Origin of the sequence: Pseudanabaena sp. BC1403 (genome assembly GCF_002914585.1) — a bacterium.
In the GTDB taxonomy this organism is placed as follows: Bacteria; Cyanobacteriota; Cyanobacteriia; order Pseudanabaenales; family Pseudanabaenaceae; genus Pseudanabaena.
Genome location: NZ_PDDM01000023.1, coordinates 82843 through 93265 on the forward strand (window position 1 = coordinate 82843; position 10423 = coordinate 93265).

At 43.0% G+C, this 10423-nt stretch carries 10 protein-coding genes; 9 read left to right on the plus strand and 1 reads right to left on the minus strand.

The window, feature by feature from the left end; all coding sequences use genetic code 11:
- Positions 1-11 precede the first annotated feature (11 nt).
- From CQ839_RS18725 to rppB, 4 genes are all read left to right on the plus strand, one after another.
- Positions 12-3104 (plus strand): efflux RND transporter permease subunit, encoded by a 3093-nt coding sequence (locus CQ839_RS18725; RefSeq protein WP_103669819.1) that lies wholly within the window; start codon positions 12-14, stop codon positions 3102-3104.
- A gap of 48 nt (positions 3105-3152) precedes the next feature.
- Positions 3153-3707: a hypothetical protein gene (locus CQ839_RS18730; RefSeq protein ID WP_258040790.1), complete on the plus strand. Its 555-nt coding sequence runs from the start codon at positions 3153-3155 to the stop codon at positions 3705-3707.
- Between the two features lie 64 nt (positions 3708-3771).
- Positions 3772-4476, plus strand: coding sequence for a two-component system response regulator RppA (rppA, locus tag CQ839_RS18735; protein ID WP_103669820.1), 705 nt, complete (start codon positions 3772-3774; stop codon positions 4474-4476).
- The gene (rppB, locus tag CQ839_RS18740; protein ID WP_103669831.1) at positions 4463-5797 is read left to right on the plus strand and encodes a two-component system sensor histidine kinase RppB; all 1335 of its coding nucleotides are present in this window, start codon (positions 4463-4465) and stop codon (positions 5795-5797) included. Before rppA ends, rppB begins: the two co-directional genes overlap by 14 nt.
- 87 nt (positions 5798-5884) lie before the next feature.
- On the opposite strand, the gene cysK is transcribed toward rppB, so the two are convergent.
- Positions 5885-6838: a cysteine synthase A gene (gene cysK / locus CQ839_RS18745; RefSeq protein ID WP_103669821.1), complete on the minus strand. Its 954-nt coding sequence runs from the start codon at positions 6836-6838 to the stop codon at positions 5885-5887.
- A 231-nt stretch (positions 6839-7069) separates the two neighbouring features.
- Between cysK and CQ839_RS18750 the strand changes: the two genes are divergently transcribed.
- From CQ839_RS18750 to CQ839_RS18775, 5 genes are all read left to right on the plus strand, one after another.
- The gene (locus CQ839_RS18750) at positions 7070-7477 is read left to right on the plus strand and encodes a ChuX/HutX family heme-like substrate-binding protein (RefSeq protein ID WP_103669822.1); all 408 of its coding nucleotides are present in this window, start codon (positions 7070-7072) and stop codon (positions 7475-7477) included.
- Between the two features lie 82 nt (positions 7478-7559).
- Positions 7560-8801: a DUF262 domain-containing protein gene (locus CQ839_RS18755; protein WP_103669832.1), complete on the plus strand. Its 1242-nt coding sequence runs from the start codon at positions 7560-7562 to the stop codon at positions 8799-8801.
- 13 nt (positions 8802-8814) lie between these two features.
- On the plus strand, positions 8815-9453 hold the full coding sequence (locus CQ839_RS18760) for a HEPN domain-containing protein (RefSeq protein ID WP_103669823.1): 639 nt from the start codon (positions 8815-8817) through the stop codon (positions 9451-9453).
- Between the two features lie 271 nt (positions 9454-9724).
- On the plus strand, positions 9725-9940 hold the full coding sequence (locus CQ839_RS18770) for a hypothetical protein (protein WP_103669825.1): 216 nt from the start codon (positions 9725-9727) through the stop codon (positions 9938-9940).
- Positions 9941-10357, plus strand: a complete 417-nt coding sequence (locus CQ839_RS18775; RefSeq protein WP_103669826.1) for a type II toxin-antitoxin system VapC family toxin — start codon at positions 9941-9943, stop codon at positions 10355-10357. It begins immediately after the preceding gene.
- Positions 10358-10423: the final 66 nt, after the last annotated feature.

Genomic DNA, 10423 nt, shown 5'->3' on the forward strand with positions numbered 1-10423 from the left:
TACTTGACTTCATGCTAAGTTCCATCATTAAATGGGCGATCGCTCGACGTTGGTTGGTTGTTTTTGGGGCGATGATTCTTAGCATTTGGATATTTCGTACCATTGTCCAAATGCCATTGGACGTATTTCCTCCCTTTGCACCACCACAAGTTGAGATTCAAACAGAAGCCGCAGGATTAGCCCCTGAAGAAGTGGAATCGCTGGTAACATTGCCTATTGAGAGCGCCATTAATGGCACTGCGGGAGTAACTGCGGTGCGTTCATCTAGTGCTGCTAGTATCTCAGTAGTGCGCGTGATTTTTAACTGGGGAACCGATATTTACCAAGCTCGACAATTGGTAACGGAACGCTTACAGGCGGCTCGGAGCAAATTACCCGCATCTGTGGAAACTCCCCAAATTGCTCCCATCAGTTCGCCGATTGGAACGATTGTCACCTATGCCTTTACTTCTAAAAACAATGACTTGATGGAAGTGCGGCGGTTTGTTGATTGGCAAGTTACAAATCGATTGCTAGCAGTGTCAGGGGTTGCCCAAGTGATTGTCTTTGGCGGCGATGTGCGGCAATATCAAGTTCTCGTTGCACCTGAAAAATTACAGGCTTTTAATGTATCGCTGCAAGAGGTGTCGGATGCAGTGGCAGCGGCAAATGTGAATGCTGCGGGTGGTTATTTGATTACGTCCGATCGCGAAAAATTGATTCGAGGGATTGGGCGCATTGAGGATATTGAGGCTCTCAAACAATCGGTAATTACGGCTCGTAATGGTGTGCCAGTCAGGATTAGCGATGTCGCTGATGTAAAGATTGGTGCAGCCGTGAAGCGGGGTGATGCTAGTGTGAATACCGAAAAAGCGGTCGTGGCGATTATCAATAAACAGCCGCAAGCGGATACGCCCACCGTCACCCATGCCGTAGAAGCTGCCATGAATGAGGTGAAGGCAGGATTACCTGAGGGCATTAAAATTAACACCACTTTCCGTCAAGAAGCTTATATCGATGCGTCGATTGAGAATGTGCAGGAAGCCTTAATCGAAGGAAGTATTATCGTTGCCCTAATTTTGATCCCATTCTTGATGAACTGGCGGAACTTATTGGTATGTTTGGCAGCTTTGCCTTTGTCTTTATTGATTGGGGTGATGGCACTTAACTGGCTAGGACAGGGATTGAATACGATGACACTAGGCGGTTTGGCGGTGGCGATCGGTTCGGCGGTGGATGATGCGATCGTTGATGCTGAAAATGTGTACCGATGTCTGCGGGAAAACAAGCATTCTGATCATCCTAGACCAGTTTTAGAGGTGGTTTTTGATGGATGTCAGGAAGTGCGCGATTCAGTATTTGGAGCCACGATTATTACAATCGTTGTCTTCTCCCCCATCTTTGCGCTCACTGGTGTGGAAGGAAGCATTTTTATTCCGATGGGTTTGGGTTACTTAGCCGCAGTATTGGCATCTAGCTTTGTGGCGCTCACAGTCACTCCTGCCCTCTGTGCGATTTTGCTACCTTATGGACATCTGCCTGAGCGAGAACCTTGGGTAGCGAGGTTTTTCAAAAAACTTTATCTGCCACTAATCAAATTTGCGATGCTGCGATCGCAAATTATCATCGGCATAGCAGCAGCGAGTTTAGTCGTATCAGCGATCGTGGTTCCATCCTTTGGTCGCATCTTTCTGCCCGAATTTCAGGAGCAATCGCTGGTTAATACATTACTGCTCTACCCAGGTTCTTCCCTAGAAGCAACCAACAGCGCCGCCTCAGTACTAGAACATAAGCTGAAAGACAATCCTAAATTCCAAAACATTCAAGTGCGTTCTGGTCGGGCGGAAGGTGATGCTGATGCCGCTGGGGTAAACTTGGCGCATGTCGATGTGGAGTTGAGTGAGATGGGCATGAAGGATCGCAAAGCAAGCATTGATTTATTGCGCCAAGAGTTTGGGAAGGTGATCGGAGCGGCTCCAAATGTCGGCGGATTTATTTCGCACCGCATGGATGAAGTGTTGTCTGGGGTCAGAAGTGCGATCGCGGTCAAGATTTTTGGTGCGGAACTAGAGCAACTTCGCACTTTAGGACAGCAAATAAATGATGTCATGCGATCGGTTGAAGGTGTAGTCGATTTGCAACTAGAACCGCAGATTCCTGTAGAACAAATTCAAATTAAATTTGATCGCATTGCAGCGGCAAGATATGGTTTGACCATTGGCAAGCTTTCAGAAACAGTTGAAACAGCTTTAAATGGAAAAGTAGTTTCCCAAGTTCTAGAACAACAGCAAACTTTCGATCTTGTAGTATGGCTGAAGCCCGAAGCTCGCCAAAGCTTAGATCAGATCGGCAATCTGATGGTGGATACTCCCACTGGAAATAAAATTCCATTGGCGCAAGTTGCCAAAGTTATCGATGGTAAGGGTGCAAATACGATTAATCGTGAAAATGTATCGCGATTAATCGTCGTGGCGGCAAATGCACAGGGGCGAGATTTGAGATCGGTCGTGAATGACATTCAGGCAAAAGTGAAACAACAGGTGCAGATTCCTGCGGGTTACTACATCCAATATGCGGGACAATTTGAAGCTGAAGGAAGGGCTTCACAAAATATTGTGCTGTTCAGCGCGATCGCCTTCGTGGTGATTACGGTGATCATGTATCTCTCAGTCAAATCAGTTGCGTCCACTGTGATGATTATGATTAATCTGCCCCTAGCAATGGTGGGCGGTGTGATTGCTGTGGCACTGACGGGCGGCGTTTTGTCGATCGCATCCTTGGTCGGTTTTGTGACTCTCTTCGGGGTTGCAACCCGCAACGGGCTATTGCTAGTAGATAACTACAACACCAAATTTGCGTCAGGAATGCCCTTAAGAGATCTATTGATCCAAGGCTCAATGGAACGACTCAACGCCATCCTGATGACTGCGTTCACTTCCGCCCTAGGATTAGCGCCCCTAGTTGTGGCAGGTGGTGCGGGTAAGGAATTACTACAACCCCTATCCATCGTGGTTTTGGGCGGTTTATTTACTTCCACTGCGCTCACCTTGCTCGTACTTCCAGCGATCTACTCTCGGTTCTGGAAATACCTCGTACCCAAATCAAAACCATCTCTCAATACATAATTAGTGTTGCGCGGCTAAGCCGCGCAACACTTACTAATTAATAACTAAATGGAGCTTATTACTATGCGATCGCTAAAATCTTTGAAATCTCTCACAATCTCGCCAGTACTGATCGGCATCATTGCGATCGCCGCATGTTCTAGTCCTACCCCAGAGACAAAATCATCGCCGTCCAATCCTATCCCAACTCCAGCTAATACCATCGAACCAACCAAAGCCACTGCAACAAAAAATATTGACAAAGTCAGTGAGAAGCCCAGTGATAAAACCAGTGAGAATCATGGGAAACCTAATCAAGGCGGACAAGTTGTTGAAGTTGGTGCATACCATTTAGAATTGGTCGCGATCAACGAAGATGGGGGTGTGCATATCGATCTATTTTTGCAAAATGGCAGTGACCATTCACCAATTCCTGATGCAAAAGTAAGCGCACAGGTACAACTCCCCAATGGCACAAAAAAATCTCTGGATATGCCATATAAGGCGGATGGAAAACATTATGGAGCATTGTTGTCTGAAACAATTGCAGGGGAATACAAGGTCGTAATCCTCAGCGAAATTAAAGGTGAGAAGATCAATGGTAGATTTGCTTTTAAGCGATAAGGTTTTTGTAATGGGAGGCGCAAAGCGCTGCACATTACGGGATTACAAATACTAGAAGTAACCTATGCGAATTCTATTAGTGGAAGATGAACCTGACCTTGGCGCAGCGATCGCAAATCGTTTGCGGCAAGAAAAGTATGTTGTGGATTGGGCAAAGGATGGCTCTGAGGCTTGGAACTATCTGGAGAGTCAATGGACGCAATATACAGTCGGGATTTTTGATTGGATGTTGCCGCGTTTGTCAGGTTTAGAATTATGTAAGAAATTGCGATCGCAAAAAAGTACCTTACCAATTTTAATGCTCACCGCCAAAGATAGCATCGAAGATCGAGTCATTGGGCTAGATGCAGGAGCCGATGACTATCTGGTGAAACCTTTCGGGATGGTCGAGTTACTGGCGCGATTGCGTGCATTGCAAAGGCGATCGCCCCAATTGCAAGCGATACAATTAAAAGTCGGAAATCTTACCCTTGATTACAATACTGCCACGGTTTCTTCTGAAGATATTAATGGCAAATCCACGCAAGTTTTCCTCACTGCTAAAGAGTTTCAGCTTTTGGAATATTTCATGCAGCGTCCCAATCAAATTATTTCTCGCGATCAAATCCTCTATCAACTATGGGAAATCCAATCGGAGCCAGAAAGCAATGTGGTCGCTGCCCAAATGCGTTTACTAAGGCGCAAACTTGCGGATAGTAATTGTTTGCTTTCCATTGAAACTATCTATGGATTGGGGTATCGCCTAAATGAAGCAAATGAACCAAAATAATTTATTCTTTCGCGCCCGTTGGCGGCTTGCTATCTGGTATTCAGGTGTGATGGGCATCATTCTTTGTCTCGCAGGAGCAGGAGCCTATCAGATGATGGTTCATGCCCATTGGCAAGGATTACAAGACGAGATCGAAGCAGTGGCAGGAACTCTGCATGATGCGCTTGAGCCAATGCTGCAACAGCCTGATCAGATGAATCCTTATGTTCAGAATGTACTTCCCAATCTCTGTTTAGTAAGTGAACCATGCGATAATTCTCCACAAAATCAGAGCGAGCGACATATTCTTGGTGTCACCCAGACCAATGATTATTACATCCATTTTCGCGATCGCAACTACCAGACCATCGCCACGGTTGGTAACCTGCCAGAAGCAGAAGTAAATAGGGGAGTCATTTGGCAAATACTCCGAGATCCGCAAGGCAGGAACTATTATCAATTCTCACTATTGCTCAAAAACTCAGCAGGATTACCTTGGGGCTATATGCAAATCGGGCGATCGATGGCAGATTATGATCGCCATTTAAGCGAGTCAAGACTAGCGCTATTATTGGGACTACCCATTGGATTTGTGGCGATCGCGATCGCCAGTTGGTATTTAGCCAAAATCGCTATGCAACCCGTTTATACCTCTTATCAACAGATCCAACAATTCACCACTGATGTTGCCCATGAGTTACGCACACCCCTCGCCGCCATCCAAGCTACGGTTGAATCATCCTTAGCGATGGATGTACTTCCAGAAACTGATTCTCGCAATGTCTTAAATGTGATTGAGCGCCAAAATAGTCGCCTGTCTCAACTAGTTGGAGATTTATTGCTATTGTCTCGATTAGATATCGAGACGAATTCACCCAATTTATCACACTGTTGTCTGAACGATATCCTCAGCGATCTTGTCGAAGAATTAGCACCCCTAGCTCTAGCTTCAGACATTATCCTAAATCTCGATCTCAAAACTGAAACACGCATATTTGTGATGGGCAATGAGTCTCAGCTATATCGGCTATTCTCTAATCTCATCGCCAACGCTATACAATATTCCAATCTAAATGGAACTGTTTCTATTTCCCTGACTCTCCAAGATCGCGATGCGATCGCCCAAATCCGCGATACAGGTATCGGCATCGCTGAGCAAGATTTGCCACATATTTTTGATCGCTTTTATCGAGTAAATAGCGATCGCTCACGTGCTACAGGCGGTTCTGGGTTGGGACTAGCCATTGCCAAGGCGATCGCCAATAGGCATCGCGGGAATATTCAGGTAACTAGCGAATTAGGAAAAGGCAGCAAATTTATAGTTTCTTTCAAGTCAATTTAATACACACTTAAGAAGCCTGTACGGCCTGCTCAGAAAGCCGTACAGGCTTCTAAGAAGCCTTTGCAATGGGAGTACAAGTCAGAAGTGTTAACTCAGCGCCATCAATTCAGGATCTTGGAATAGAGGCGTACTCAAATAACGTTCGCCAAAACTAGGCTGAATCATCACCACCATTTTGCCAGCATTCTCAGGACGCTTGGCAATTTGTACTGCTGCATAAAGGGCTGCTCCACTAGAGATTCCTGATAGAAGCCCTTCTTCACGCGCTAACCTGCGTCCATAGGCGATCGCTTGATCGTCAGTCACAGGAATAATCTCGTCAATCAGTTCAGTTTTTAAAACTTCAGGGATAAATCCCGCACCGATGCCTTGGATTTTGTGGGGTCCTGGGCGACTGCCTGCTAAGACTTGGCTATTTGCTGGCTCGACTGCGATCGCTTTAAACGATGGCTTGCGTGATTTAATCACCTCAGCAATCCCTGTAATCGTACCGCCAGTGCCAACGCCCGAAATCAGAAAGTCAACTTGTCCTTCAGTATCTTCCCAAATTTCTTCAGCAGTAGTCTTGCGATGGATCGCAGGATTAGATGGATTACGGAACTGTTGCAACATATAGGCATCGGGAGTGCTTTCGCTGATTTCCTTAGCGCGACGGATTGCACCGCCCATGCCTTCAGTCCCAGGGGTTAATTCGAGGGTGGCTCCATAGGCGCGTAACATCGATCGCCTTTCCATACTCATCGTTTCAGGCATGGTCAAGATTAATTTATAACCCTTTGCCGCAGCAACCATCGCCAGCGCGATCCCTGTATTACCCGAAGTAGGCTCGACCAAAATTGTCTTATTTGGCGAAATTAAGCCCTGTTCTTCGGCTTCTTGGATCATGTTCACGCCAATCCGATCCTTGACAGAGGCGGCGGGATTCATGCCCTCTAGTTTGACAATAATTCGCGCCACGCAGCCTTCAGCCTTGGGGATGCGCTGCAATTCGACCAGTGGGGTACGTCCGACTAATTCGGTTATGTTATTGGCGATTTTCATAGATAAATGCTAACCGTAAATGCTTAAGAGATTGCGAGTAAATGAGCTTGTAGTCAACTTTAGAGCATTTTTGAAGTCTTTGGAATTTCTTGATATAAAGTAGCGATCGCTGCTTTTATCTCCCAAAAGCTACACACACTAACCCTTTTCGGCTTTAATAGGTATATTGCGATCGCAAAAAAATTTCACAACATCATCACAAACTTATTAATTAATATTAAACAAACTCCTATGGCTGCTACTTTAAAAGATTTTTTAGAAGAATGTCACACTCTCGGCTTAGTCCGCTTGATCGTCACCAGTGATGCGGGTGTGCTGGAAGCAAGGGTAAATATCGAGAAGCTTTTTTACGCGGAACTCCCCAAGGGCAAGTATGCGAATATGCATTCTGAGCATATCGAGTTTCACCTAAACATAGACAAAATCACCGATGTCCGCTTTGAAACAGGCGAAGCCAAACGCGGCAATTTCACTACCTACGCTATCCGCTTCCTTGATGCCGATGACAAGGCTCAAATGAGCGCTTTCCTGCAATGGGGTAAACCAGGTGAATATGCCGAAGGTCAAGTTGAAGCATGGTCTGCGCTCAAAGACAAGTACAGCGAAACTTGGAAGCCTGAGCCTGTTGAGAAAGTGTAGGAAATATCTTGTATTTCTAAGCTATATTATTTGTTAGATAAACCTACAGTAAAAAATAAGTTTTCGTATGGGAAAAGCTGTTATGTCCACTCTAAAACTTTTTGAAAAAGAAGAAGAGGAGCTAAAGTTTTTTGAAGAAAATGAAGACTCAGATAATAGTTCTAATAATTCTCTAGAACTATTAGAAGAGATTGCAGAAATTCTTGTGACTGGAACTGATTGGACAACAGCAACTTTACTAGATCAACTTGTCCGAGAAAATATTCAACTGAATCCAAGATTTCAAAGACGTGATGCATGGAATATTGTAAGAAAAAGTAGATTTATAGAATCAATTATTCTTGGATTTCCTATACCACATATAGTGTTAGCATCTAACCAAAAAGAACGAGGCAAATTTGTTGTTCTTGATGGTAAACAACGCCTACTTACGATTCTTCAGTTCTATGGCAGGAGCGAAACAAAAAATAATAATTTCTCTTTGAGAGGACTAGAATTTAGGCAAGATCTAAATGGTCTTTCATATAAAGATTTAGAAAACAACTCGGATTATGCTTCTATAATTGCGCCTCTTGATAATCAAACTATTCGCACTACTTTGATCAGAAATTGGCATACCGAATCTTTCCTTTATAAAATCTTTTTACGCCTAAACGTTGAAAGTACTCCATTATCGCCTCAAGAACTCAGGCAAGCACTTCATCCAGGTGACTTTGTTAATTTCTTAGATGATCAGTCTGTAAATAGCCAATCATTGAGGCGGATTTTTAAGTCAAAAGAGCCTGATTTTAGAATGAGAGACAATGAATTACTTATGAGATATATGGGATTTCATTATTTCTTGCCTGAGTATCGTGGCACATTAAAAGCTTTTTTAGATATGACTTGTAAAAGGCTTAATAAAGAATGGGAGAATAAAGCAGATGATATTAGGGAGGCTGCAAATCAGTTTGAATGCGCTGTAGAATCAACTATCGATATATTCGGAGAAAAAAATTTCTCTCGTATGTGGCTAAGTAACTCACGAACATATCGTAGTCAATTTAATAGAGCAATTTTAGATACTATGGTTTTCTACTTTTCTGATCCTATTATTAGAAAGGGAGCAATAACAAAAAAAAAGGCAATAGACAATGCATTTAAGGAAATATGTTCTTCTACTAGCAATGGATTTAGAGAATCCGTTGAGGGTAACACAAAAAATATAGGAGAGACTTACACTCGTCTTTCAGTTTGGGGTAAAGCCCTTAGAGAAGTGTTGGGTATAGATTTTAATGTACCTGAACTGTTAGAAAATCGTATATTTTTTAATGGGCTGCATTAACTAATTGCTTTATATGCCAAAATCTATAAGATTTCGTGTTTTAGAAAGAGAATTACTTAGGCTCAAGAAACAATTTCTTCCAAGAATCAGTCCTACTGGTTTATATTCTGACAGAAAAATAGCATTAACTATTGCGTATATAGTACTTGCTCACGCTGAAATAGAAGCTTATTTTGAAGATAGAGTTTGGGAAACAGCTCTTCACGCAAAGAGGCAATGGGATTCCCAACGTGTTGCAAGTCGCACATTAATTTGTCTTGTTACATTTTCTGGTCAAAAGATGGAATTACCACCTGATACGCTTACTCCTGTACAAGGATCTAGGACTATTCCTGATGACAGAATAAAAATTGATAAAAAGATAGAAATAGCAGTTAATGCGTTTAGAGGAGTTATTCATCAAAATCACGGACTTAAAGAAGCTAATCTTCTAGCATTATTGTTGCCAATAGGTATAGACAGCAATGACTTAGATCCTGCAATGCTTGCTACTATGAATACTTTTGGTCAACAACGAGGGCTCGTTGCTCACTCATCCGCAACATCTTACAGAGCAACCCAAATACCTGATCCTGCTAACGAATTGAGTAAGATACAGCAAATTACTCAAGAAATTTTGAGATTAGATAGTTTAATAAGCAATTTAATGTAGAAAATCTAGACTATTAACATAGTTAGAAATCATCGCTGTTTGATTTTTGTGGAGAGGCGATCGCGATGTTTGGGGTTTTGAGAGAGGCGATCGCTGTTGAATTTTTGTAGAGAGATGATCGTGATTTTGGGTGTTGATAGGGCGATTGCTGTTTGATTTTTTGTTGGGGCGACCGCGATGTTTTTTCTTGTTGAGGGGGCAATCAGTCTGTATTAACAAAGCGACTCAATTGTTATAATCATTTCTACAACATGAGTGAGTTCTAACCCTAATGTCAATAACCCTAGAAGAAAGAGTCTCTATCCTAGAAGCTGAAATCAGGCTGATCAAGAACAAAGTGGAAAGTCCAACTGCCATAGTAAAACCTTGGTGGGAGCAAATCACAGGAACATTTGCTGATAGCCCAGACTATGACAAAGCTATGCAACTAGGCAAAAAATACCGTGAGTCATTGCGTAAGACATCAACAAAGTCCCGCAAAAAATAGATGTACATACTCGATACAGACCATCTCAGCATATTAGATCGTGGTGGGATTAATGCTCAGCGTCTTCTTACTCGATTAGCAAAAGTCAATCCTAATCAAGTCTCAGCAACCATCATCAGCTACGAAGAACAGACAAGAGGATGGTTAAGCCACATTTCCAAAGCACGCAACCTTGAAGCGCAAGTTGAAATTTATAAACAACTCAAAAGACAAATCAACAATTACTGCGCTATCCCCATTATTGATTTTGATATAGATGCCGCGAATGAATTCCAACGCATCAGAAAGTTATATTCTCGACTCGGCACAATGGACTTAAAAATTGCAGCGATCGCGATAGTTAACAATGCGATCGTATTAACCCGCAACACTTCTGATTTTGGGCAAATTGCTAATTTAGGAATGAAAAATAAATAACTTATGCATTTCAGTTATTTTGAGGAATGGCTCTATAATTCCATTTAGGAAGATATTCATCAAAAA

Excerpts from the sequence above, each read along its gene's own strand:
- CQ839_RS18725 (WP_103669819.1), top strand. The coding sequence starts at position 12 with ATGCTAAGTTCCATCATTAAATGGGCGATCGCTCGACGTTGGTTGGTT.
- CQ839_RS18730 (WP_258040790.1), top strand. The coding sequence starts at position 3,153 with ATGGAGCTTATTACTATGCGATCGCTAAAATCTTTGAAATCTCTCACA.
- rppA (WP_103669820.1), top strand. The coding sequence starts at position 3,772 with ATGCGAATTCTATTAGTGGAAGATGAACCTGACCTTGGCGCAGCGATC.
- rppB (WP_103669831.1), top strand. The coding sequence starts at position 4,463 with ATGAACCAAAATAATTTATTCTTTCGCGCCCGTTGGCGGCTTGCTATC.
- cysK (WP_103669821.1), bottom strand. The coding sequence starts at position 6,838 with ATGAAAATCGCCAATAACATAACCGAATTAGTCGGACGTACCCCACTG.
- CQ839_RS18750 (WP_103669822.1), top strand. The coding sequence starts at position 7,070 with ATGGCTGCTACTTTAAAAGATTTTTTAGAAGAATGTCACACTCTCGGC.
- CQ839_RS18755 (WP_103669832.1), top strand. The coding sequence starts at position 7,560 with ATGTCCACTCTAAAACTTTTTGAAAAAGAAGAAGAGGAGCTAAAGTTT.
- CQ839_RS18760 (WP_103669823.1), top strand. The coding sequence starts at position 8,815 with ATGCCAAAATCTATAAGATTTCGTGTTTTAGAAAGAGAATTACTTAGG.
- CQ839_RS18770 (WP_103669825.1), top strand. The coding sequence starts at position 9,725 with ATGTCAATAACCCTAGAAGAAAGAGTCTCTATCCTAGAAGCTGAAATC.
- CQ839_RS18775 (WP_103669826.1), top strand. The coding sequence starts at position 9,941 with ATGTACATACTCGATACAGACCATCTCAGCATATTAGATCGTGGTGGG.